The 23,353-nt window shown below is 68.8% G+C and carries 20 protein-coding genes; 12 read left to right on the top strand and 8 right to left on the bottom strand.

The features are described from left to right. Positions 1 to 36: 36 nt before the first annotated feature. Positions 37 to 1,368, top strand: a complete 1,332-nt coding sequence (locus tag E0H45_RS26280; RefSeq protein ID WP_165546599.1) for a serine/threonine-protein kinase — start codon at positions 37 to 39, stop codon at positions 1,366 to 1,368. Positions 1,369 to 1,414: 46 nt separating this feature from the next. Here the strand turns inward: E0H45_RS26280 and qcrB are convergent, their stop codons facing one another. Genes qcrB through ctaE form a run of 4 tightly spaced genes read right to left on the bottom strand, consistent with a single transcriptional unit; the run spans position 1,415 to position 5,653 of the window. Then, a complete protein-coding gene (gene qcrB, locus E0H45_RS26275) occupies positions 1,415 to 3,088 on the bottom strand; it encodes a cytochrome bc1 complex cytochrome b subunit (protein ID WP_131342173.1) in 1,674 nt (557 codons plus the stop codon). Then, positions 3,085 to 4,131 carry a cytochrome bc1 complex Rieske iron-sulfur subunit gene (gene qcrA / locus E0H45_RS26270; RefSeq protein WP_131342171.1) on the bottom strand — a complete coding sequence of 349 codons (1,047 nt, stop codon included), beginning with the start codon at positions 4,129 to 4,131 and terminating at the stop codon, positions 3,085 to 3,087. The genes qcrB and qcrA overlap by 4 nt, the downstream gene beginning before the upstream one ends. Beyond that, positions 4,128 to 4,994, bottom strand: a complete 867-nt coding sequence (qcrC, locus tag E0H45_RS26265) for a cytochrome bc1 complex diheme cytochrome c subunit (protein ID WP_131342169.1) — start codon at positions 4,992 to 4,994, stop codon at positions 4,128 to 4,130. The genes qcrA and qcrC overlap by 4 nt, the downstream gene beginning before the upstream one ends. Further along, positions 4,991 to 5,653, bottom strand: coding sequence for an aa3-type cytochrome oxidase subunit III (gene ctaE, locus E0H45_RS26260; protein ID WP_131288893.1), 663 nt, complete (start codon positions 5,651 to 5,653; stop codon positions 4,991 to 4,993). Before ctaE ends, qcrC begins: the two co-directional genes overlap by 4 nt. An 82-nt stretch (positions 5,654 to 5,735) precedes the next feature. On the opposite strand from ctaE, the gene E0H45_RS26255 reads away from it, so the two are divergent. The 3 genes from E0H45_RS26255 to trpD are packed head-to-tail and all read left to right on the top strand — an operon-like array spanning position 5,736 to position 8,181. Next, entirely contained in the window at positions 5,736 to 6,653 is a 918-nt protein-coding gene (locus E0H45_RS26255) for a cytochrome c oxidase assembly protein (RefSeq protein ID WP_131342167.1), read from the top strand. Between the two features lie 46 nt (positions 6,654 to 6,699). Continuing rightward, a complete protein-coding gene (locus E0H45_RS26250) occupies positions 6,700 to 7,119 on the top strand; it encodes an Rv3143 family two-component system response regulator (protein WP_131342165.1) in 420 nt (139 codons plus the stop codon). Between the two features lie 42 nt (positions 7,120 to 7,161). Continuing rightward, positions 7,162 to 8,181 carry an anthranilate phosphoribosyltransferase gene (gene trpD, locus E0H45_RS26245; RefSeq protein ID WP_238155285.1) on the top strand — a complete coding sequence of 340 codons (1,020 nt, stop codon included), beginning with the start codon at positions 7,162 to 7,164 and terminating at the stop codon, positions 8,179 to 8,181. 60 nt (positions 8,182 to 8,241) lie between these two features. On the opposite strand, the gene E0H45_RS26240 is transcribed toward trpD, so the two are convergent. Beyond that, the gene (locus E0H45_RS26240; RefSeq protein WP_238155399.1) at positions 8,242 to 8,874 is read right to left on the bottom strand and encodes a hypothetical protein; all 633 of its coding nucleotides are present in this window, start codon (positions 8,872 to 8,874) and stop codon (positions 8,242 to 8,244) included. Between the two features lie 528 nt (positions 8,875 to 9,402). On the opposite strand from E0H45_RS26240, the gene E0H45_RS26235 reads away from it, so the two are divergent. Both E0H45_RS26235 and E0H45_RS26230 read left to right on the top strand, forming a co-directional pair. Next, positions 9,403 to 9,771, top strand: a complete 369-nt coding sequence (locus tag E0H45_RS26235) for a hypothetical protein (protein ID WP_131342159.1) — start codon at positions 9,403 to 9,405, stop codon at positions 9,769 to 9,771. 45 nt (positions 9,772 to 9,816) lie between these two features. Beyond that, positions 9,817 to 10,167: a hypothetical protein gene (locus E0H45_RS26230; RefSeq protein ID WP_131342157.1), complete on the top strand. Its 351-nt coding sequence runs from the start codon at positions 9,817 to 9,819 to the stop codon at positions 10,165 to 10,167. Positions 10,168 to 10,429: 262 nt separating this feature from the next. Here the strand turns inward: E0H45_RS26230 and E0H45_RS26225 are convergent, their stop codons facing one another. The 3 genes from E0H45_RS26225 to E0H45_RS26215 form a co-directional block, all read right to left on the bottom strand. Beyond that, a complete protein-coding gene (locus E0H45_RS26225) occupies positions 10,430 to 13,831 on the bottom strand; it encodes a hypothetical protein (RefSeq protein WP_131342155.1) in 3,402 nt (1,133 codons plus the stop codon). Between the two features lie 129 nt (positions 13,832 to 13,960). Continuing rightward, a complete protein-coding gene (locus E0H45_RS26220) occupies positions 13,961 to 14,248 on the bottom strand; it encodes an Lrp/AsnC family transcriptional regulator (RefSeq protein ID WP_131342153.1) in 288 nt (95 codons plus the stop codon). A 151-nt stretch (positions 14,249 to 14,399) separates the two neighbouring features. Continuing rightward, entirely contained in the window at positions 14,400 to 16,205 is a 1,806-nt protein-coding gene (locus tag E0H45_RS26215; RefSeq protein ID WP_131342151.1) for a DEDD exonuclease domain-containing protein, read from the bottom strand. A gap of 183 nt (positions 16,206 to 16,388) precedes the next feature. On the opposite strand from E0H45_RS26215, the gene E0H45_RS26210 reads away from it, so the two are divergent. From E0H45_RS26210 to E0H45_RS26185, 6 genes are all read left to right on the top strand, one after another. Then, positions 16,389 to 17,696 (top strand): NYN domain-containing protein, encoded by a 1,308-nt coding sequence (locus E0H45_RS26210; RefSeq protein WP_131342149.1) that lies wholly within the window; start codon positions 16,389 to 16,391, stop codon positions 17,694 to 17,696. Between the two features lie 118 nt (positions 17,697 to 17,814). After that, positions 17,815 to 18,045, top strand: coding sequence for a hypothetical protein (locus E0H45_RS26205; protein WP_311136370.1), 231 nt, complete (start codon positions 17,815 to 17,817; stop codon positions 18,043 to 18,045). Positions 18,046 to 18,260: 215 nt separating this feature from the next. After that, positions 18,261 to 19,322 (top strand): C40 family peptidase, encoded by a 1,062-nt coding sequence (locus E0H45_RS26200; protein ID WP_131342147.1) that lies wholly within the window; start codon positions 18,261 to 18,263, stop codon positions 19,320 to 19,322. 90 nt (positions 19,323 to 19,412) lie between these two features. Continuing rightward, positions 19,413 to 20,897, top strand: coding sequence for a hypothetical protein (locus E0H45_RS26195; protein WP_131342145.1), 1,485 nt, complete (start codon positions 19,413 to 19,415; stop codon positions 20,895 to 20,897). Beyond that, entirely contained in the window at positions 20,890 to 22,137 is a 1,248-nt protein-coding gene (locus E0H45_RS26190) for a M48 family metallopeptidase (RefSeq protein ID WP_131342143.1), read from the top strand. The genes E0H45_RS26195 and E0H45_RS26190 overlap by 8 nt, the downstream gene beginning before the upstream one ends. After that, positions 22,134 to 23,243 (top strand): glycosyltransferase family 4 protein, encoded by a 1,110-nt coding sequence (locus E0H45_RS26185; RefSeq protein WP_131342141.1) that lies wholly within the window; start codon positions 22,134 to 22,136, stop codon positions 23,241 to 23,243. The genes E0H45_RS26190 and E0H45_RS26185 overlap by 4 nt, the downstream gene beginning before the upstream one ends. The last annotated feature ends 110 nt before the right edge of the window (positions 23,244 to 23,353 follow it).

Raw genomic sequence — 23,353 nt, 5'->3', positions numbered from 1 at the left:
GGTTTCGCTGGTCGGGGGCAGAGCTGTGAGGTGATAGTGGCTGAGGAAGTCGCGCCGGGATACCTGGTCGGCGGGCAGTACCGGTTGGTCGAGCTGATCGGATCCGGCGGCTTCGGCCGGGTCTGGAAAGCGGTCGACGAAACGCTCGAGGTCGACGTGGCGGTCAAGCAGATCTGGCTGCCGCAGAGTCTGTCGGCGGACGAACGCGCCGACGCGCTGCGCCGCGCGACCCGGGAGGCCCGGAACGCGGCTCGGCTCCGGGACCATCCGAACATCGTCACCGTGCACACGGTCGTCGTCGACGGTGACTCGCCCTGGATCGTGATGCGCTGGGTCGAGGGTCAGTCCCTCGACAGCCGGATCCGTACCGACGGCCGGGTTCCGGTCGCTGAGGCACGGCGGATCGCGACCGGGCTGCTGTCCGCGCTCGAAGCCGCGCATGCGGCGGGGATCCTGCATCGCGACGTCAAACCCGGCAACGTGCTGCTCGGGCGACACGACGAGGTACTGCTGGCCGACTTCGGGATTGCGGTACATCCGACCGACACGACCGTGACCGCGACCGGGATGTTCATCGGCTCGGCGGAGTACATGGCGCCTGAGAGGTTGCGAGGATCGGACGAACCGGCCGGCGACCTGTTCTCGCTGGGCGTGACGTTGTATCACGCGGTCGAGGGCGTCTCGCCGTTCCACCGTACGACGGCGGCCGCGACGATCACCGCGGTGATGTTCGACGACCCGCCGGAACTGAAGCACGCAAGCGACCTGACGCCGCTGATCACCGCACTGCTGGCGAAGGACCCGGCGGATCGTCCGTCGATCGGCGCCGCCCGTCAGTTGCTCGATACACCGACCGTCAAGCTCGTCGCGCCGCCGACGAAGAAGCTTCCGCCGTCCGAGAGGCTGGCGCCACCGCGGAAGGCGGCGCCCGAGCGGCCGGTGAAGAAGCAGCAGGTCAAGCAGCAGCCGGCGGCAGACGACAAGAGCTCAGGTGGGAGCGTGCTGCTACAGCTGTTCTTCTGGGCTTTGGTGATCGCCATGGCCTTCTATGTCGTGCCGAAGGTCATCGCACCTGCCGTGGGTGCGAAGGCGCCGGGCTCGGCCGCATCGATCACCGAGGGACACGTCGGCGACTGCTCGGCCGCGGCCGAGGAACTGCCGTCGTACCGGAAGGTCCCGTGCTGGTACCGGTCAGCCGGCTACAAGCTGCTGTCGATCGAGCACGTCACGTCGGAGCGGGCGCTCTTCAACCTGGGCGACGACGAGGAGAAGGCCGCCTGCGCCGGAGTCCCGGGGTGGGACGCCGGTACCAGTGACAGCGTGAAGAGTGGCGACGAATGGCTGGTGTTCTGTCTCGGAAGCAAATAGCAGAAGGGCCTCCGGCTGGTGCCGGAGGCCCTTCTGGTGCTCGACGTCAGGAGCGGTCGCTGGTGACCTCTCGGTAGGTCTCCGTGTCTTCCGTCAGCTCGTGGATCTCGTCGGCGTCGTGAGCGTGCTCGTGCGCCTCCTCGATCTCCTGAGTGGTCGGCTTCTGTACGGCGTCGGCGTAGTAGAAGCGGGAGAGCGCGGCACGGGCCTTGTGCAGCGCACGACGCGGGGCGCGGACGCCGTTCTCGTCGGTCTCCGGGCCGATCTCGTGCGGGACCAGCCGGTCCCGCGCGGTGATCGAGTACGCCTCGTACGTCGAGATCGGCTGGTGCTTCTCGGTGTACTTGCCCTCGGGGGAGCGCATGATCACACCGGTCTCCAGGCCGTGCAGCAGCCGCTCCTGGTCGGCCCGCTGCAGCGAGATCGCCCAGCGGCGCGCGATCCAGAAGCCCAGGATCGGGCCGAGGATCACCGCGAACCGCAGGAACCAGGTCACGTGGTTCAGCGACAGGTTGAAGTGGGTGGCGATCAGGTCGTTACCACCACCGATCCACAGCATCGCGTAGAAGGTGATGAACGCGACGCCGATACCGGTCCGGGTCGGGACGTCCCGCGGCCGGTCGAGCAGGTGGTGCTCGCGCTTGTCACCGGTGATCCAGCCCTCGATGAACGGATAGAGCGCGACCAGCGTGACGAACGCCGGCGGGACGATCAGTGCCGGGATGATCAGGTTCCAGCTGAGTGTGATGCCCCAGAAGTGTGACTCGAAGCCGGGGAATATTCGCACCGAGCCTTCCAGCCAGCCCATGTACCAGTCCGGTTGCGCACCCGCGGTGACCTCGGCCGGGTTGTACGGCCCGTACAGCCAGACCGGGTTGATCTGCATCAGTGCACCCATCAGTGCGGTGATGCCGAAGACGACGAAGAAGAAGCCACCGGCCTTGGCCGTGTACACCGGGAACAGCGGGTAGCCGACCACGTTCTTCTGGGTCCGGCCGGGACCGGCGTACTGCGTGTGCTTGTGGTACACGACCAGGAACAGGTGGGCCGTGACCAAGGCCAGGATGATGCCCGGTATCAGCAGCACATGGACGATGAAGAACCGGGCAACGAAGTCGTCGCCGGGGAACTCACCGCCGAAGATGAAGAAGTTCATGTACGTGCCGACCACGGGTGACGCCTGGATCATGCCGTTGGTGATCCGTAGACCGGTGCCGGACAGCAGGTCGTCGGGGAGGCCGTAGCCGAGGAAGCCCTCGATGATGCCCAGGAACAGCATCCCGAAGCCGATCAGCCAGTTCAGCTCGCGCGGCTTGCGGAACGCGCCGGTGAAGAACATCCGGAGCAGGTGCACCATCATCGCGGCGATGAACAGCACGGCCGCCCAGTGGTGGATCTGCCGCATCAGCAGACCGCCGCGGACGTCGAACGTGATGTCCAGCGTGGAGGCGTAGGCCTCCGACATGTGCAGACCCTTGAGCAGGCTGTACGAGCCCTGGTACTCGACCTCGGCCATCGAGGGCTTGAACCAGAACGTCAGGAAGGTGCCGGTCAGGATCAGGATGATGAAGCTGTAGAGCGCGATCTCGCCCAGCATGAAGGACCAGTGGTCCGGGAAGACCTTCCGCAGGTTCTTCTTCCCGATCTTCGCGATGCCGAGGCGATCGTCGACCCACTTGACCGGTCCAGGGAACTCTGTGTTTGTTGACACTGTTGTCACCCTCGTTCGAAGAAGCTCGGGCCGACCGGCTCGTGGAAGCCGCTCTGCGCAACCAGGTAGCCCTCACTGTCCACTGCCAACGGTAGCTGAGGCAGCGGGCGGGCAGCAGGGCCGAAGACGACCTTTGCGCTGTCGGCGAGGTCGAAGGTCGACTGGTGGCACGGGCAGAGCACGTGGTGCGTGGTCTGCTCGTACAACGAGATCGGGCAACCGACGTGGGTGCAGATCTTCGAGTAGCACAGGATGCCGTCGATGCCCCAGTTCTCCCGGCCCGGCTTGGTGCGGATCTCGCTCGGCTTGATCCGGACCACGATCACCGCGGCCTTGGCCTTGGCGTTCTGGTACTCGGAGGCGTTCTCCTCCTGCAGCGGGGCCAGATTGGCCGGCGCCGCGTTGACCAGCTGGCCGACGACCAGGTCGGACGGCTTGATCGGGCGGTCGGTGACGTCGTTGACGACCCGGATGCCCTTCGCCCAGATCGTGTTGTAGAGCGCCCGGCCCGGCAGCGGACCGAGGTCGCGGAGCAGGATGATTGCCGGCAGGCCGAGGATGCCGAGCGCGCCGATCAGCGAGTTGCGGATCATCTTGCGCCGGCCGAAGCCGGACTCCTCCGCACCTTCCTTGAACGCCTCGGTGATCTCGGCGATCTGCTGCGGCGACGAGTGCGCGGCGTGGCGCTCCTCGGAGATCTCCTCGTCGACCATCAGCTTCTTGGCCCACTGGATCGCGCCCGCCCCGATCAGGAACAGCGCGAGCCCGATGCACAGGCCGATGACCATGTTGTTCGCGTTGCCGGACAGCGGGCCGAACTCGAGGATCGAGTCCCGCGGAATGGCGAAGTACGCGACACAGGAGCCCAGCACCAGCAGCGTCGCCAGGCCGAACATGCCCGACACCTGGCGCTCGGCGCGGTCGGCCGCCTTCGGGTCGATGTCGGTGATCCGCGGCTCGTGCGGCTCCAGACCCGGGTCCGGGATCGGCTCCGCCACCTCGACGACGCCGTGCTCGTCCTCCGGCTTCACCGGCAGATTGTCGTTGCTCATTCGGCCTTCGCTCCCTTGGCCTTGACGCCCTTGGCGCCGATCCAGACCGCTACCGCCACCAGCAGGCCGATGCCGACGAACCAGCCCCACAGGCCCTCGGACACCGGGCCGAGCCGGCCGAGTCCGAAGCCGCCCGGGTCCTTCTGGGTCTCCAGCGCCTTCAGGTACGCGATGATGTCGCGCTTGTCCTCGGGCTGCATGACCTGGTCGGAGAAGACCGGCATCTGCTGCGGACCGGTCAGCATGGCCTCGTAGATGTGCTTCTCACTGACACCCATCAGCGACGGCGCGTACTTGCCGTTCGGCAGCGCGCCACCGCGACCGGCGAAGTTGTGGCAGGCCGTGCAGTTGGTGCGGAACAGCTCGCCACCGCGGGTGACCTGCTCGTCCGTGGCCTTGCTCACGTCGTACGACTCGGAGCCCGGGACCGAGGGGCCGGGGGCGAGCGAGGCGACGTACGCGGCCAGGGCCTCGATCTCCTCCTCCGAGTACGCCGGGGCCTTGCGCGGGATCTGTGCGCCCGGCTGCATCGCGGGCATCCGGCCGGTGCCGACCTGGAAGTCGACCGCGGCCGCGCCGACACCGATCAGCGACGGGCCGGCCATCTTGCCCTCGCCGTTCCCGCCACCCTCGGCGTTCAGGCCGTGGCAGCTGGAGCAGCCGACCGCGAAGAGCTTCTTGCCCTCTTCGATCTGCTGCGACTGGGCCGAGTTGTCCGCCACCGCGTTGTCAGGGGCGAAGGCGGCGTACGCCGACCCCACTGCCAGGAGGCCGAACAGGAGCACGACGAGGCCGGCGGACCGGTGCCGTCGTCGCGCGGAGAGAAAGCGCGCCGGTGACAAGGAAGGTCTCTTCTCACTCATTTGAGCAGGTAGATGGTCGCGAACAGGGCGATCCAGACCACGTCGACGAAGTGCCAGTAGTACGACACGACGATCGCCGAGACGGCCTGTTCGTGGGTGAACTTACGAGCCATGTACGTCCTGGCCAGGACGAACACGAAAGCGATGAGGCCGCCGGTCACGTGCAGACCGTGGAAGCCGGTGGCCAGGTAGAACACCGATCCGTACGCGTTCGACGAGATCGTGATGCCCTCGTGCACCAGCTCGGCGTACTCGGTCACCTGGCCGGCGATGAAGACCGCGCCCATCAGGTACGTGAGGATGAACCACTCACGCATGCCCCAGGAGCGGATGTTCAGCACCGAGCCGGTCCGGCCGACCCGGCCGTGCTCGGCCGCGAAGACACCGAACTGGCAGGTGAAGGACGACGCCACCAGGATCGTCGTGTTCACCGCGGCGAACGGGACGTTCAGATGGTGCGTCATGACCTCCCACAGCGTCTCCGTGCCCGGAGCGGCTGCGGCGGTCGTTACCGACCTGATCGTGAAGTACGCCGCGAACAGGGCGGCGAAGAACATCAGTTCGCTCGAGAGCCAGACGATCGTGCCGACACTGACCATGCTGGGACGGTCGTGGTGTCCGTGTTCACGAGACGCTGGGAGCGCGGTTGCAGTGGCCACGCGGTCATTATGTCGGTCCTCGTATCAACTGACACGACCACCCCCATGCATGTCGGCAACTAATGGTTTCTACTGTGGAAGAGTGCTTCCCCTTCACGCCACGCCCGGCGACCGGATCGAGCCGCTGACGCCGGTCCGGTTGCTGACGGCATGGACCTTCGAACCGGTGTTACTCGCCGTGATCGTCGTACTCGGCGCGATCTATCTGTACGGCGTCCACAAGCTGCGCAAACGCGGTGACAAGTGGTCCCACGGCCGGACGTTCGCGTTCGTCGGAGTCGGGCTGGGAAGCGCCGTGATCGCCACCCAGTCGGCGCTCGGCACCTACGACACGGTCCTGATCAGCGTGCACATGGTGCAGCACATGATCCTGTCGATGCTGACGCCGCTCGCGCTGGCGCTCGGCGCGCCGGTCACGCTGGCGCTGCGAACGCTGCCGCAACGGCCGCGGAAATGGTTGCTCTCCGTGTTGCACTCGCGGTTCGCGAAGGTGGTCTGCTTCCCGCTGATCGGCTTCACGCTGTTCGTCCTGAGCCCCTGGGCGCTCTATTTCAGCGGCTGGTACGACGCCACGCTGCACTCGACCGTGCTGCACGACCTGCTGCACCTGCACTTCATCCTGGTCGGCTCGCTGTTCTTCTGGCCGCTGCTCGGGCTCGACCCGGTGCCCGGCCGGGTGATCTACCCGTTCCGGCTGATCTTGACGTTCCTCACGCTGCCGTTCCACGCGTTCCTCGGGATCACGATCATGTCCGCGAACAAGCTGATCGCGGAGGACTGGTACACCAGCTTCGGCCGCTCCTGGTCCCCGTCGCCGCTGCGCGACCAGTACATCGCGGGCGGTCTGCTGTGGGGCTCGGGCGACATCGTGGGCCTGGTGTTCTTCGCCGTACTGTTCGTCCAATGGGTGCGTGAGTCACAGCGTGAGGCGCGCCGTGAGGACCGGCGCCTGGACCGGTTGGAGGAACAGGCTCGCAGGGCCGGACAGGCGCCCCGGTAGCATTCCGGGTGTCCAGTCGTCTTTTGAACAAGCTTGGGATGGATCGATGAGTTCAGAGCGTCCGCTGAAGGTCCTGGTCTACAGCGACGACCGTACGACGCGGGAGTCCGTCCGGCTGGCCCTCGGCAAGCGGCCGGCGGCCGATCTGCCCGAGCTCGAGTACGTCGAGTGCGCCACCGAGCCGGCCGTCATCAAGATCATGGACAAGGGCGGGATCGACCTGGCCATCCTCGACGGCGAAGCCGTTCCGGCCGGTGGCCTGGGGATCGCCCGGCAACTGAAGGACGAGATCTTCCAGTGCCCGCCGGTGCTGGTCATCACCGGCCGCCCGCAGGACGCCTGGCTGGCGACCTGGTCGCGGGCCGAGGGTGCGGTCTCGCACCCGATCGACCCGATCAAGCTGGCCGAGGTCACCGCAGACCTGCTCCGGCAGCGGCTGGCCAAGCTGCCCGCTACTACCGCCTGACGCGCCGTGTCCGATCCAGGGGGCGCCTACAGTTGGCCCCAGGTGCTCAATCCGCTGCTACGGCGCGAAGACCTGGAGGCATCCGCCACCGCGTGGGCAATGGAGCAGATCCTGTCCGGAGCGGCCTCGCCCGCACAGCTCGCCGGGTTCGTGATCGCGCTGCGTTCCAAGGGCGAGACAGTGACCGAGGTCGAGGGACTGGTCGCGACGATGCGCGACTTCGCCACCCGGATCTCGGTGCCCGGCCGGACGCTGGACGTCGTCGGCACCGGCGGTGACCAAGCCCACACGGTGAACATCAGCACGATGTCCGCGATCGTCGCCGCAGGCGCCGGCGCGAAGGTGCTGAAGCACGGCAACCGCGCGGCGTCGTCGGCCTGTGGTGCGGCCGACGTCCTCGAGGAACTCGGCATCCCGCTCGATCTGACCGCGGCACAGGTGGCCGAGGTGGGGGAGCGGGCCGGGATCACGTTCTGCTTCGCTCCGGCGTTCCACCCCGCGTTGCGGCATGCCGCCGTACCTCGTCGTGAGCTCGGAGTGCCGACCACGTTCAACTTCCTCGGTCCGCTCGCGAACCCGGGGAACCCGTCCGCGCAGGCGGTCGGCGTCGGCGACGGCCGGATCGCCGGGCTGATGGCCGGTGTACTGGCGCGGCGCGGGATCGACGCGCTGGTGTTCCACGGCGACGACGGGCTGGACGAGCTGACCACGCGTACGACGTCGCAGGTGTGGATCGTCGGCGGCGGTGAGGTCGAGGGACCGATCACGCTCGACCCGCGGGAGCTGGGCATCGAGCCGGTGTCCGCGGAGGCGCTGAAGGGCGCTGACGCGACGTTCAACGCGAAGGTCGTGCGCGCACTCGTCGACGGCGAGCCGGGGGCGGTGCGGGACGTCGTACTGCTGAACGCCGGAGCGGCGCTCGCGGCGTACACGCCGGAGGCAGGCACCTTGACGGAGCGGGTCCGGACCGGGATGGACCGGGCGGCCGAGGCGATCGACTCCGGGGCGGCGAAGGACGTGCTGGACCGGTGGATCGCTGCCTGCGCAGAGGTGCGCGGCTGACGTTGGTACAGCAGAAGGGCCGGCGGGGTGTTCCCGCCGGCCCTTTCTACTTGCCCTGTTCTACTTGCTCAGCTTGATCTGGGAGACCTTGTAGCGCCAGACGTTCTGCCAGGCCGGGGTCGAGCCGGCGAGGTCGGCGATCGAGACCGCCGCCGTACCGTCACCGCGGTCGACCACCGCGATCATGATCGTGGAGAACGTCTCCGGCAGCTTCGGCACCTTGACGACCACCTTGGCGACGATCTCGTGGCCCGGATGGCCGTTGACCGTGATCGCCTTGTGCTGGGTGCCCTTCATGACCTGCACGTCCTTGTCGTACAGGTTGACGAGCGCGCGGCCGCCGATCTGGACCGCAGCCGCCTTGAGACCGGCCGGGGTGTTCGTGTACGCGATCTCCGGCGGGAGCTGACCGAACGAGACGTAGTTGCCCCAGCTCTTGCCCTTGTCGTAGTTGCCGTGCACCGTCAGCCAGATCGCGGCGCCCCCCCACAGACCGGTGCGCTCGGAGGTGTTGCTCCAGGCCGAACTCATGTTCGGCATCGAGTCGTTGTTGGAAGCAACCATCTCGGTACCGATCACCTTGCCGAACGGCGTCGGCGTCTCCGAGGGCTTCACCGACGGGCTGACCGTCTCCATCGGCTTCCCCACCGTAGGCAACGCGACCCCCGGGACGGCCTCAGCCTTCGTCCACACCCACCCGACGCTCAATCCGGTAGCAGCCAACGCCGCCACCACCAACACCACAGCCCCAACAGCCCGAGCTCGTCCGTTACCCCCCGATACCCCACCACTGTGCGCACCGACATACCCAGCCGCAGCCTGGCTCGAGTGCCCACCACCGTGCCCACCCGAATGCGCACCAACCGCCCCAGCACGAGGTCCACCCGAGTGCGCCCCGGCGGTCCCCGCACCGTGCCCACCCGACTGCCCACCAGCACCGTGACGGCCCGGCTGCCCGCCAGCGCCCTGCCCACCTGCCTGCACACCCGCCGACCAGACCCCCTGCCCAGCCGCACGCCCATCACCCGACGCCTGCCCACCGGGCTGCCCAACACCCTGCCCACCGGCCTGCCCAGCACCGTGCGCGCCGGCCTGTCCACCAGCCGGCCCAGCCGCCCGCGAAATCACCTCAGTGAACGCCAACGGCCCACCACGCGCCCCAGCCTGCTGGCCACCCTGCCCACCGGCCGCGCCAGCCGGCGGCCCACTCTGCGGTCCGCCTTGCTGAGAACCCTGTGCCCCAGCCTGCTGCCCGCCCTGCGGTCCACGCTGCTGAGAACCCTGCGGCCCAGCCTGCTGTCCGCCCTGCTGGGGACCCTGCTGCCCAGCCTGTTGCCCGGCCGGTTGCCCGGCCTGCGGACCGCCTTGCTGCGAGCTCTGCTGACCGAACTGCGGTCGGCCAGGCTGAGGCCCGGTCGCCTGCACCTGCCAGCCACCCGCCTGCTGACCCTGCTGCTGCACACCCCACATCTGCCCCGCCTGGCCCTGCCCCGGAGCCGGCTGTGCGGGACGTGGCTGCGGTTGGCCTGGTTGTGGTTGCCCGGCTTGCGGTTGACCTGCCTGTGGCTGAGACGGCTGACCCTGCTGTGACGGTGGCCGCTGGCCGCCGTACTGCGGACCAGCCGGAGGAGCCGCATGCTGCGGACGCACCTGCTGCGCACCCGGCTGCTGCTGACCAGACGGCTGCGCACCTGCCTGCTGGCTACCGGATGGCCGGGGTCCGCTGTGCTGTGGCCCAGTTTGTTGTGTACCTGCCTGCTGCGCACCCCACATCGGCGCACCCGCGCCCTGCACTCCAGCCTGTTGCGCCCCACCCGACTGCTGTGCGCCGGACTGCGGTACGCCGGACTGCGGCTGTGCGGCTGGGTGTTGTGCGGTCGGCTGTTGGGGGTTCGCGGGCTGCGGCGGCTGGCTGGTCCAGTGTTGTGGTGGGGCTGCGTGTTGCGGCCGGACCTGTGGTGGGGGAGGCGGCGCCGGAGCAGGTGACTGCCCGAACAGCGCATCTGACGAACCGCTCTGTCCAGAACCCTGCGGCTGTCCCGGACCCGGCACCTGTCCCGGACCCGGCACCTGTCCCGGACCCGGCACCTGTCCCGGACCCTGCGCCTGGCCGGGGGCGGTTGGCCGCGGGTTGGGGATGGGGGGTGCTTGGGGAGTGCCGGCCAGGGGGTCGGCGGCTTGGGGACGTGCCGGGGTGTCCGGCGTGCCCTCCGGGGTGTTGTGGCGCGCGGGGTTCTGGTCTTCGTTCTCAGCCAACGTTGATTCCTAGGTAGGCCTGGTCCGCGGCCTTCTTCAGGTCCGGGCGGTTGTTCGGGATGCCGCTGATGTACGCGACCGCGGTCCCGTCACCGAGGTCGAATACGGCAACCGTCAGGGTAAGCACCCGATCGGTCACCGCGGTCGTGTTCGCGGTCACGGTCTGCTGGAAGACCCAGCCCGCCTTCTCCGTCCGCTTCACGGGGCCGTTGGCGACCGTCTTGTAGGTCACCGGGATGTTCCCGTACATGTTTTCGCGCAGCTTGATCGACAGCGACGCCGCGGTCGCCTTCGGGTCGCCGTTGAACCCGGACGCGGTGCCGAGACCGCCGACGAAGATGTCCGCGCTCCAGTCGTCCTGCTCGACGACGTTCTCCTTCAGGAGGATGCGCTGCCCGTTCGAGTTGATCAGCTGCTCGACGAGGCGCTTGCGGTCCGACCACGGCGGGTTCCGGCGCGGGAACGAGATCGCGTCCGACGCGATCCGCCCGACGCCCTCGTGCAGCTTCGGGTCCTTCGACTGACCGGGCTTGGTGCTGGACTGGTTCGTCGGCGAGGGCGAGCCGCTCTGCGTCGCCGTACCTGTCGGATCGGGGTTGGCCGTCTTGTCGTCCCCGTTGGTCAGCAGGACCACCGCGGCGACGATAAGCAGCACCACTGCGACGCCACCGGCGATGATCAACGGCATCTTCCCGCCGAACGGACCGCCGCCGCCGGAACTCTTGGACTTCTTCTTGTTGCTCTTGCCGTCCCGCTTACCGACGCCGGAACTCAGGTCGGTCTGGCCGCCCCAAGCCTCGTTCCCGTCGTCACCCCAGGCACGCTGTGTCTGCTGATCGCCCCACGGCTGCTGCCCGCCCTGCTGCACACCAGCACCCTGCTGGCCGCCGCCCTGCTGCACACCAACACTCTGCTGGGCGCCCCACAGCTGCTGGCCAGTCTGCTGCGGAGTCTGCTGCACGTTCTGCTGGTTGCTGGACTGCTCCACGGGCCAGGACTGCCCGCCCCACGACTGGTCGCCACCTTGCTGACCGGTCTGGGTGTCCGCAGTCGCTTGCTGTGAGCCCCAAAGCTGCCCCGACTGCGCGGCCGGTGCCGCACCCGTGCCCTGGCCACTGGATTGCTGTCCGTTCCAGTTCTGGTCCTGGGCGGGGGTCTGCTGCTGGGGCTGGTCGCCCCAGAGCTGCACCGGCGGCTCCGGAGCGGTGTTGTCCGACGCCCCCGGCACGGTCCAGAGCGGAGCGGCTTTCTCCGATGTCTTCGTGTCGTCTTCGTCCGCAGCCTCGACACCCCACGCGGGGACGTCACTCGCCTGCTGGTCCTGCCCGTCTCCGGACTGGCTGCCCCAGCTCGGCGGTAGCTGACCGGCCGCCTCGGCTTCGTCCGCCGCCTGCTCCGCGGCCAACTCATCCGCGGCTCGCTCGTCGGCCACCCGCGCCGCTCGGTCGCCCGCCGCCTGTACGTCGCCCGCCTGCTGACCGGCCGCCGTACTGGTTGCCTGCGCGTCACCAGCCTGCGTACTGGCGGTTTGTGCGTCCGCGGTGGCTGCGGGGGACTGGGAGGCCGTGGGGTTGTCGGCTGCGTCGTCGGTCGGGTCTGGGGCGAGCTTGAGAGTCCAGCCGCTGGACTGTTCCTCCGGCTGTACGTCGGCGGCGGCCGCGGCCTGTGCTTCTTCGAATTCTGAGATCTCGCGCTGGGTCCAGTGCTCCGGCGGCGCGGGGGCGAGCTCCGGCGCACCCCAGGTCGCGCGGGCACGATCAGCCGCGCTCTCTTCCTCACCAACAGACGCCGAGGACGCAGCCTGCGCGGCTTCGTCCGCCTGCGCTGACGAGTCCGGCTGTGTCGACGAGTCCGCCGGCGAGACCGCCCGCAGGTGTGCGCCGCCGGATGCAGGCGCGTCGTTGCCGGTGGAAGGTGAGTCCCACAGTTGCGGGGTGGCGGCAGGCTGCCACCATCCGCCTCCGCCCGCTTGGTCGGCCTGAGCCGCGTTGCCGGCGCCGGTCTCCTGCACCGCCCGCAACCCAGGCCCCTGCACCTCACTCTGCACGGACTGAACGGGCTGCTGCTCTGTATTCCAGTTGTCGGCCGACCCGTGCTGCGGCTGCGTCGGCTGTTCGTCGGCGGTGCCGTGCTGGTGAGCCGACTGTTGGTCGGCGGTGCCGTGCTGCTGCTGAGCCCACTGTTCGTCGCCGGTGGGGTGCTGCGCTGGCCAGGACTGTTGCTCGGTGCCCCAGTTCTCAGGAGTCGCCTGCTGGTTGTCTGACGTCGGCTGGTCGTACGACGTGAACTGGTCGGCCGACCACGGCTGCTCGTTGGCTGACCACGGCTGCTGCTGGGTCTGCTCCAGGTCAGCCGTGGCGGGGTTGCCCTGCTGCTGCGGCCACGGGTCCGGTTGTGCAGGCCAGGGCTGTTGCTGGGTCTGCTCGGTGTTTGGGTCGGTCTGCTCGTAGGAGCTGAACTGGTCGGCTGACCACGACTGCTGGTTCGCAGACCACTGCTGTTGCGACGGGTCGGCGGGGTTGGACTGCTGCTCCGGCCACTGCTGCTGTGCGGACCACGGTTGCTGTTGGGTCTGCTCGTGGTCGGGCGCACTTGCGTTGCCCTGGTCGTGCGGAGTGGCTTGTGCTGGCCACTGCTGGGTCTGCTCGGCGTTGGGGTCAGTCTGCTCGTAAGTGCTGAACTGGTCGGCTGACCACGGCTGCTGATCCGCCGACCAGGGCTGCTGGTTGCCTGACCACGGCTGCTGCTGGGTCTGGTCCGGCGTGGGGGAGTTGTCCTGCGCGGGTGACTGCTGCGGCCACGGGTCCGGCTGGGCAGGCCAGGGCTGCTGCTGGGTCTGCTCGGTGTCAGGGTCGGCCTGCTCGTAAGAGCTGAACTGGTCGGCTGACCACGACTGCTGGTTCGCGGACCACTGCTGCTGCGACGGGTCGGCAGGGTTCGACTGCTGCTGCGCGGACCACGGCTGCTCAGGCTGCGCATCCTGGTGTTGAGCAGGCCAAGTCTGCTCCTGCGCAGGCCAGGACTGTTGCTGAGCCGGCTCGGGGTCTGGCTGTGCTGGCCAGAATTGTTGCTGAGCAGGTTCGGGGTCTGGCTGTGTCGGCCACGACTGTTGCTGGGCAGGTTCAGGGTCTGGTTGCGTCGGCCAGGACTGTTGCTGGGCAGGCTCGGGGTCTGGCTGGGTCGGCTGCTGCTGCTCGACCGGCTCCGAAGGGGTGGACTCCGACGGGGTAGGCGTGGGGTTGTCTGCGGCCTTGGACTCGTCGGCTGCGGCGGCCAGTGCCGCGGCGTTGTCCTCGTGTTCGGTTTTGTTGGTCCACTTCTCCCCGTTCCAGAAGCGGATCATGTGCGGCTGGCCGGTGGGGTCGGGGTACCAGCCGGCGGGCGGGTTGCTCATCCGCGTCCTCGCTTCGGCACCGGCGCGAAAGCGCGGACCTGCTCGGCAAGAAACTGACCCCGGACGTTCATGTATTCACCGTAACTTCAGCTCGTGTCAGTCGGATCGGTTCGTCCAGTCCCTGAGGACCTAGACGCCGTTCTCCTCGCCCAGGCTGAAGGCGGCTTCCAGGTCGTGGCTCGAGTAGGCGCGGAACGCGATGTGCGTCTCGGTGCTCAGCACGCCCGGCACCCGGTTGACGTGCTCGGGGATGACGGTGGCCAGGTCGTCGTGCCGCGCGACCCGGACGAGCGCGATCAGGTCGAGCCCGCCGGTCACGGAGTACACCTCGCTGACGCCGTCGATGGTCGCCACCTGCTCGGCGACCTCAGGGATCCGTGCGACATCGGCCTTGATGAACACGATCGCGGTGACCATGCCGTCCTCTCCTCGCTACCCGTCCAGAACTACCCGTCCAGAACTCACACCTCAACGCGCTGAAGCATAGTGCGGCCGAGGCACCGCACCGCCCTCGCCGTCCGTTCGTCCGCCGGATCCGGGCCGACTACCAGAGGCCTGACTGAATGGCCTAACTGACCCGCGCCGGACCCAGCGGGCGGAGGTTGCGGCGGCGTTCGGTGGGGTGCTGGTGGTGGTCGGTGTGGGAGTTGTCGAGGCGGGTGAGGTGCCGCCCGGCGCCGCCCACCGGGCAGGTCCAGGTGCCGTCCATCTCGACCAGGCGGATGTCGGGGAGCTCGAGCCAGCGCAGGATCAGCTCGATCTCCTCCGGCGACGCCGCCGCGACCGGCCCGATGCCGGGCAATACCGTCTCGGCCGACGCGCGCAGCATCTCCAGGTGCGGCCGCGGGTCCGTCCCGCGCGGGCTGAACCCGGCCGCCGCGAGCCGCCCGCGGCGGATCACATGCAACTCCCAGCCGCCGTCGTCGGTCCGTCTGGCGGCACAGATCTCCGCGCATCCGGTCACCGACGCCATCCGCTGCATCCGCGCCGAACTCCGCACGAACGCGCTCAACCGGTCCCGATGGACCGCGGCGTCCTCGAACCGCTCGTCCGCGGACAGTACGTCGATCCGCCGGTCGAGCGCGTCGACGACCGGCGTCGGGTCCACGGTCAGCGCCGACCGCAGCCCGTCGACGAATTCGCCGTACGAATCCGTCGAGATCCGCCCGTCGCAGGGCGCGACGCACCGGCCCATCTCGGCGAGCACGCACGGCGACAACTGCGGGTGCTTGGACATCCGCGCGGTGCATTGCCGGATCGGGAACGCCTCGTGCAGCGCGGCCATCGCCCGCTCGGCCGTCTTCCGCGAGCTGAACGGCCCGAGGTACCCGGCGTCGTCGTCGCGCACCTGTTTGACCAGCGACAACCGCGGAAACGGTTCGACCGTGACTTTCAGCCAGTGCTGCCGCTCCGGGAACTTGGACCGCCGGTTGTACCGCGGTTTGTGTTCCGCGATCAGCCGCAGCTCCCGTACTTCGGCCTCCAGCGGCGTCCCGCACTCGATCCCGCGGACGGCGGTCGCGATGCCGACCATCTCGCCGATCCGGTTCCTGGTCTCGGACGCGGTGAAGTACGAGCGGACCCGTGTGCGCAGGTCCTTGGACTTCCCGACGTACAGCACCTCGCCGCGGTCGTCGGTGAACAGGTACACACCCGGTGCGTGCGGCAACGACTCGGCCAGGTGGCGCTTGGCCCGGACGGCCGGCGCGACCCGGGACGAGAACGTCTGCAGATCCTCCACCGTTTGCACGCCCAACGACCCGACCCGCTCGAACAGCCCGTGCAGCACGTCGACGGTGGCGCGGGCGTCGGACAGTGCGCGGTGGTTCGGCGTGGTCGTCGTACGGAACAGCTTGGCCAGCGTGCCGAGTTTGCAGTTCGGCGCCTCGTCCGGGGTGATCACGCGGCGCGCCAGCAGGGCGGTGTCGACGACCGCGAAGTCGGGCCAGTCGTACCCGTGCACCAGGCTCTCGTGTTTCAGGAAGCCCATGTCGAACGGCGCGTTGTGCGCGACCATCACGCAGCCCTGCGCGAACTCCAGGAACGCGGGCAGCACCGACTCGATCCGGGGGGACGTGGCAACCATCCCGTTCGTGATGCCGGTCAGTACGGCGATGAACGGCGGGATCGACTCCGACGGGTTCACCAGCGTCTGGAACTCGCCGATCACCTCACCCGCGCGCACCTTGACCGCGCCGATCTCGGTGATGCCGCCCTCGCCGGGCGGATTGCCCGTGGTCTCCAGGTCGACGACGCAGAACGTGATGTCGCGCAGCGGCGTGCCCAGGTCGTCGAAGCTGTGCTGCACACCACGGATCGGCAGCAAAGGATGCTCAACGGAATCCTGGGCCGGCGCACGCCCTGGGCTGGTCATGGCCACGACGCTAAGAGCCGCCACCGACAATTCCGCAGGTGACACGCCTGCAAGTCGACTAGGCTCTCTGTATGCGTACACAGGCGATCACCGCGATTCCGGGCCGGATGCCCGCTCGTTGTGGTCTGCGTCACTGGCCCAGCAGCTGCTGCCAGCTCGTCGTTCCGGCCGGACTGCGGACCGGTGACTGAGGCCGGCACCGCCGCGAGCTCCGCCGCTACGACTTTGCCTGAACCGGTCCGGCAACGCGTCCTGACCCTCGCCGCGCACGCACTCGGCCAGCTGCCCGCGTCCGACATCCCGGCGCCGCTGCGCCGGTTCGCGAGTTTTGCGCCGGCGAAGCGGGCGAAACTGTCCGCCTCGGTGCTCGGGCCGATCCTGGAGACCGACGACCATTTCCGCCGGCTCACCGCCTTCGAGGTACGGCGGGAGCACCCGGAGCTCGGTGACGCGGTGGCCGACGGCATCGCCGTACCGGCAGCGGATCCGGTGGAGGTCGCCGCGCTCGCGTACCTGCTGCGCCCGGACGACTGGGAGCAGCACGTCGTCGCCGCCGCCCAGGTCCCGGTGGAGAATCCGCGCGCCGACGAGGAAGCCGTCAACCGGCTCGCCGACCAGCTCGACCAGGCGCGCACCGAGACCCGGCAGGTCCGCGAACGGCTTCGTGAACAGGTCAACGAGCTCAAGGCCGAGAACGTCACGCTCCGGCGCAAGCTCAACGAGGCGCGGCAGCGGATCACCGGCCTGAACACCGAGGTCGAGCAACGCACCAAGGAGGCCGAGACCGCGGACGAACGCGTCGAAGCGGCGCGTGCCGACGTCGAGCGTGAGCTGCGCAAGCTCCGCACGAGGATCACCGAACTGGAAGCGGTCGAGCACGCGGCCCGTCGTACGGCGGGACAGGAGCGGGAGCTCGCGTCGACGCGCACCCGGCTGTTGCTCGACACGTTGCTCGAGGCAGCGAGCGGCCTGCGCCGCGAACTGGCGTTGCCGCCTGGGGGAGATCTCCGCCCGGCGGACACGGTGGCCGGCTCCGAGCCCGAGGCGGCTCCGATCGGACGTACGGCGCCTGAGGACGACCCGGCGTTGTTCGACGAGTTGCTGGCGTTGCCGCAGGTGCATCTGATCATCGACGGCTACAACGTGACGAAGACCGCCTGGCCGAACTCGCCGTTGCACTCACAGCGTCAGCGACTCGTCACAGCCTTGGGCGCACTGGTCGCGCAACGCCGGATCGAGGTCACTGTGGTGTTCGACGGCGCCGAGCTGTCGGGGCCGGTGCAGCTGAATCCGCCGCGCGGGGTGCGGGTGCGGTTCAGTCCCGCCGGGGTGATCGCCGACGAGGTGATCCGGCAACTGGTCCGCGCCGAGCCTCCGGGCCGCCCGGTGGTGGTCGTCTCCACCGACCGCGAGGTTGCCGACAGCATCATCCAGCTAGGCGCCCGCTCACTGTCAGCGAGCAGCCTGACAGCACGCATCGCACGCACCTGACAACAGAAGACGACAGAAACTGTCGGCGGCCTTCTCTAGCGTCCTTCTCAGCCGGATGCAAGTCCGGGTGCTTCCCCACTTGGAGGATGTTGTGCTGATCGACTGCGACGCTTGTGTGATGAAGGGTCCGGGCTGCCAGGACTGCGTCGTCACGGTAGTGCTCGGGTTCTCGGAGGAACGGTCCGGCAGCCTGCGCATCGACGACGACGAGAAGGCCGCCCTGGACGCGCTCGCCGACTCGGGCCTGGTGCCGCCGCTGCGCCTCGTGCACGCGGTCAGCAGTGTCGAGCCGGACATTGCTGCCGAATCGCCTGCCGGGGAAGACGAAACGGCCGTTGGGTCGGGTTGATCCTTCGTTAATTTTCGATCAAACCCGAGGGGCGAATTGCACTGGTCACGAAACGGTCACTACTGTTACGTCTCGTTGCCTCAGGGTGTCGGCCGCTCCGGCCGACCGGGCAGCGGCAAGCCGAGGGAGTGATCCGGCGGATTCCGTGGGACAGATGTCCACGGAAGGCCAGGTCAACGGGGACGGCGCGAGCAGAGGAAGGGACCGACCGGGCTGTGTCCATCGGACGCATCAACCGCACCAAGGGAATCGCCCTCGCCGCCATCACCAGCACGGCTGTCGCTGCGGGTGTGTTCCTGATCCAGGGAGCGGCTGACGCCGACCCCAAGCCCACCCTGGAGGAGGCGAAGAAGCAGGTCGCCGCTCTGCAGCACAAGGCCGAAGAGGCCGGTGAGTCGGCGAACGACCTGCGTGGTCAGATCACCGCCTCGAGCGCTCGCGTGAAGGCCCTGCAGGCGGGTATCGCCAAGCAGCAGGTCCAGGTGGACTCGGTGAAGCGGCAGATCGGCTCCCTCGCGGTGGCCGGTTACCAGACCTCGGGCATCTCCACGACGGCGCAGCTGCTGCTGTCGAGCAACCCGGACCAGTTCCTCAGCCAGGCCTCCACCGCCCAGGCGTTCGCCGGCCAGCAGAACTCGGCTCTGCGTCGCTACCAGGTCGCGCAGGGCAAGCTCACCGACCTGCAGGCCAGTGAGCAGACCGAGCTGTCCGCGCTGCAGGCCGTGCAGACCAAGCAGGACGCCTTCAAGAAGCAGTTGCAGGCCAACCTCGACCAGGCCGAGAAGGTCCTCGACAAGCTCAGCGACGCCGAGCGGAAGAAGATCGAGGAAGAGAACGCCAAGGAGGCGGAGGAGGCGCGCAAGCAGCGCCCGACCCGCGACGGCGACCGGACGGGCGACGACAAGGACCTGCCGAACGTTCCGGCCAGCGGCCGCGCGAAGATCGCGATCAACGCCGCGCTGTCCCAGCTCGGTGACTCCTACGTCTGGGGCGCCGCAGGTCCGAACTCCTACGACTGCTCGGGCCTGACCATGTACGCGTGGGGCAAGGCCGGCGTCTCGCTCTCGCACTCGTCGAAGGCGCAGGCCAGCGAGGGCCGCCGGGTCAGCAAGTCCGAGCTCATGCCGGGCGACCTGGTCTTCTTCTTCAGCCCGATCAGCCACGTCGGCATCTACCTCGGTAACGGCCGGATCGTGCACGCTCCCCGTCCGGGCAAGAGCGTCGAGATCAGCCCGCTCGACGAGAACCCGTACAACACCGCGGTCCGTCCGGGCTGACCTGCCACGTTGACATACTCATCGGCTCCGGGGGTTCCTCCCCGGAGCCGAGGCATTTGATGGTGATGCCGTAGTGTCGGAGGAGGCCGGGTGTCCCGCCTGACTGGGGCAGGTGAGCAGCGAGGGGCCGAGGTGATCGACGAGCACGGCGATACGGTTCCACTGCCGGTGGTCCCGTCGGCCGGTGACTCTGAGGAGCCGATCGACCACTTGTCGGAGTCGTACGCCGACGGTCCGCAGCGCCCGCCGTTCACGCCGATTCTGAAGAAGGTCGCTCTCGGCGTCGCCGTCTGCCTGGTCGCCGGAGCCGGGTACGCCGGGCTCCAGCAGATCGCCAACGCCCCCGCCGACCCGAGCGGCGCCGGAGCGCACCAGCCGTCGCAGTCGACCTCGACCACGCCTGATCAGGCCCAGGCCGGCGTCCAGCGGGCGGTCGCCGGCGAGGCCGTGCTGCAGAAGATGACCGACGCGGTCGAGAACGAGGACCGCACCGAGTTCCTGAACACCATCGACCCGAAGGCCACGGCGTTCCGGACCAGCGCGCGGACGATCTTCAGCAACCTCAGCACGCTCCCGCTCGGCACGTTCCAGTTACGTTACGTGAGCGACGACAGTGCTGCCCTGACCCCGGACCGGCAGGCCGAGCTCGGCGGGACGCAGTCCTGGCTCGCGCAGGTCGAGGTCTCCTGGCAGCTCTCCGGGTACGACGTGAAGCCCGCGCGCGAGACACTCCCGGTGACGTTCGTGACCCGCGAAGGCAAGACGTACGCCGCCTCGTTCTCGGAGCGGTTCGTGGCGGGCCAGCGGCGGCCGGTGTGGGCGCTCGGCCCGATCGACCTCGCCAAGGGCAAGCACAGCCTCGTCATCAGCCTCGAATCGGAGTCGGAGGCGAGAAGCTACGTGTCGGTCGCCGACAAGGCGGTCGAGTCGGTGACGAAGGTGTGGGGCAAGGGCTGGCGGCAGAAAGTGGTCATCTACCTGCCCGCGAAGCAGGCCCAGATGGAAGGTGTGCTCGGCGCGCAGCCGAACACGTACACCCAGATCGCCGCCGTCACGATGGCCGAACTGGACACGCCGGCGGTCGGCGCGCCGGTCCGGATCGTCGCGAATCCGAAGCTGTTCGAGGAGCTCGGCAAGCAGGGCCGGCGGATCGTGCTGACCCACGAGACCACGCACGTCGCGTCGACCGCGACCGCGTCTCCGGTGCCGTTGTGGCTCGCCGAAGGCTTCGCGGACTACGTCGCGTTCACCGCCGTACCCGTTCAGGACGAGTCGGCGGCGAAGGAGCTGTTCAAGGCGGTGCGCGCGGGGAAGGTCCCGGCCACGTTGCCGACGCCGGAGGCATTCGCGGCGTCGGCGACCGAGCTGCCGCAGGCGTACGAGTCGGCGTGGCTGGCCTGCCGGCTGATCGCCGAACGCGAGGGGCAGGACAAGTTGGTGAAGTTCTACCGGGCCGTGCACGCGTCGAAGACCTCGTCCGGTCTGCCGGACGCGTTCAAGTCGGTGCTCGGGATGACCGAGGCGGAGTTCGTCGCCGAGTGGCAGAAGTACCTCGAGAGGCTCGCCGGTGCCTAAGAAGACCTCCAGTCCGTGGGCGCCTCGCGCCGCGGGCGGGGTACTGGCGCTTGCGCTGGTCTTCACGATCGCCGTCACCACGCCGTGGCACCTGATCGATCTGCCGAAGCCGGACGCCGCGCTGGACTTCACGGCCGCGGAGATCGCCCGCCAGAACGCGTTCCGGCACGAGATCCTCCGCTGGTCGACGGCGTCCTGGGTCATCTCGGTCGTGGTCCCGCTGGTGATCGGCTTCAGCCCGCTGGGCCGCCGGTTGTACGACGGTCTGCGCATCCGCTGGTGGTTCCTCGCCGTACCGGTCACGGTGGCCGGGATCGCCCTGATCACCAACCTGCTCACGGTCCCGACCGACGTACTCGCCCAGCGGGTCAGCCTGAAGTACGGGCTGGCCGTGCAGAACTGGCGGTTGTGGGTCTGGGACCGCGGCGTGAACTGGGCGATCACCTCACTCGGTGTCGGGGTGCTCGCGATTGTCCTGGTGGCGTTGGCGAAACGCTGGCGCCAGGGCTGGTGGTTGCCCGGGGCAATCGCCGCGGCGCTGCTCGTGCTGGGCGTGTCGTTCGCGTACCCGGTGCTGATCGAGCCGCGGTTCAACAACTTCACGTCGATGCCGGCCGGTGCCCTGCGCAACGACTTCCTGAAGCTCGCGGCCGAGGACGGCGTACCGGTGAAGGACGTGCTGGTCGCGGACGCGTCGAAGCGGACCACGGCCCTGAACGCGTACGTGTCCGGCTTCGGGTCGACCCGTCGGCTGGTCGTCTACGACACGCTCCTGAAGGACACGCCACCCGCGCAGGTCCGGCTCGTGGTCGCGCACGAGCTCGGTCACGCCGCCGAGGACGACGTACTGCACGGCACGTTGATCGGCGTGCTCGGTACCGCGTTCGGTATCACGTTGCTGTACCTCTTGCTCGGGGCCCGGATCGCGGATCCGCGGCGTACGGCGGTGCTGGTCGCCCTGATCGCGGCCGGTACGACGCTGGCGAGCCCGATCCAGAACCTGGTGAGCCGCAAGATCGAGGCGCGCGCCGACTACCACTCGCTCCGGCTGACGAACGACCCGCAGAACTTCGTCGCCATGCAGCACGACCTCGCCGTCCGGAACATCTCGGGACTCGACCCGAGCGCCTGGCGGTACTGGATGTTCGCCAGCCACCCGACCGCGCCGGAGCGGATCGCGATGGGCCGCGCGTGGGCCGCCGAGAACGGCGGCAAGGTCCCACCGCTGGCCCAACGATGACCGTCCTGGTCGTCACCAACGACTTCCCGCCACGCCAAGGTGGGATCGAGACGTTCGTCCGCTCGTTGTGCGACGAACTGCCCGACGTGGTCGTCTACACGTCCCGCGAGGCGGGCGACACGGCGTACGACGCGACGTTGCCGTTCCCGGTGATCCGGGACCGGACGTCGATGTTGTTGCCCACGGCCCGTGTCACGAAGCGGGCCGTCGGGCTGATGCGCGAGTACGGCGCCGACCGGATCCTGTTCGGGGCGGCCGCTCCGCTCGGGTTGATGGGTCCGGCGCTGCGGCGGGCCGGTGCGCGGCGGATCGTCGCGATGACGCACGGACATGAGACGTGGTGGGCCGGCGTACCCGGGGCTCGGCAGGCGCTGCGGCGGATCGGTGATGCGGCGGACACGGTGACGACGGTGTCGTCGTGGTGTGCCGATCGGATCGCTCCGGCGTTGTCGCCGGCGGCCGCTCAGCGGATGCGGAGGCTGACGCCCGGGGTCGACACGCGCCGGTTCGCTCCGGGGTGTGGGGGAGAGCAGATCCGCAAGGGTCTCGGGCTGGACGGCGTTCCGGTGGTCGTCTGTGTGTCGCGGCTGATTCGCCGGAAGGGGCAGGACACGCTGATCCGCGCGTGGTCGCGGGTCCGGCAGTCGGTGCCTGATGCGCGGCTGCTGCTGGTCGGCGGTGGGCCGGACCGCGAGTACCTCGAGGAGCTGGCGGTGAGCGCCGGCGTCGCGGACGCGGTGGTGTTCACCGGGCCGGTTCCGTGGGCGGAGATTCCGCCGTACGTCGATGCTGCCGATGTGTTCGCGATGCCGTGCCGGACGCGGCGGTTCGGGCTGGAGCCGGAGGCGCTCGGCATCGTCACGCTGGAGGCGTCGGCCACTGGCAAGCCAGTGCTGGTGGGGGACTCGGGTGGCGCGGCCGACACCGTGATCCACGGGACGACCGGATACCTGGTCGACCCGTACAACCCGGCAGCCGTCGCGGTGCGCATCGTCGAACTGCTCACCGACCCCCGTGAGCTGGGCGCAGCAGGCCGCGAGTGGGTCGAGGCCGAGTGGACCTGGGTTCGGTCCGGCGCCACGCTGAGAGAACTGCTGGACATCTGACGCCGCGAGTCGTGTACTCTGGCCGGCATGCACCGAATGTTCCGACTTGCCGCAGCCGTACGAGCTTTCTGCTCTCCGGCTGCCGCGGCCTGACATTCTGAAACTTCCAC

Origin of the sequence: Kribbella soli, from assembly GCF_004331345.1 — a bacterium.
Lineage (GTDB): Bacteria > Actinomycetota > Actinomycetes > Propionibacteriales > Kribbellaceae > Kribbella > Kribbella soli.
Note: the sequence above shows the minus strand (reverse complement) of the source record. Positions and strands in the feature narration are given on the sequence as shown.

What these genes read in the sequence shown, in the direction of transcription:
- qcrA (WP_131342171.1), bottom strand. Translation starts at nt 4,131, where the DNA reads ATGAGCAACGACAATCTGCCGGTGAAGCCGGAGGACGAGCACGGCGTC.
- qcrC (WP_131342169.1), bottom strand. Translation starts at nt 4,994, where the DNA reads ATGAGTGAGAAGAGACCTTCCTTGTCACCGGCGCGCTTTCTCTCCGCG.
- E0H45_RS26250 (WP_131342165.1), top strand. Translation starts at nt 6,700, where the DNA reads ATGAGTTCAGAGCGTCCGCTGAAGGTCCTGGTCTACAGCGACGACCGT.
- E0H45_RS26230 (WP_131342157.1), top strand. Translation starts at nt 9,817, where the DNA reads ATGCTGCGGACGCACCTGCTGCGCACCCGGCTGCTGCTGACCAGACGG.
- E0H45_RS26225 (WP_131342155.1), bottom strand. Translation starts at nt 13,831, where the DNA reads ATGAGCAACCCGCCCGCCGGCTGGTACCCCGACCCCACCGGCCAGCCG.
- E0H45_RS26220 (WP_131342153.1), bottom strand. Translation starts at nt 14,248, where the DNA reads ATGGTCACCGCGATCGTGTTCATCAAGGCCGATGTCGCACGGATCCCT.
- E0H45_RS26215 (WP_131342151.1), bottom strand. Translation starts at nt 16,205, where the DNA reads ATGACCAGCCCAGGGCGTGCGCCGGCCCAGGATTCCGTTGAGCATCCT.
- E0H45_RS26205 (WP_311136370.1), top strand. Translation starts at nt 17,815, where the DNA reads ATGAAGGGTCCGGGCTGCCAGGACTGCGTCGTCACGGTAGTGCTCGGG.
- E0H45_RS26185 (WP_131342141.1), top strand. Translation starts at nt 22,134, where the DNA reads ATGACCGTCCTGGTCGTCACCAACGACTTCCCGCCACGCCAAGGTGGG.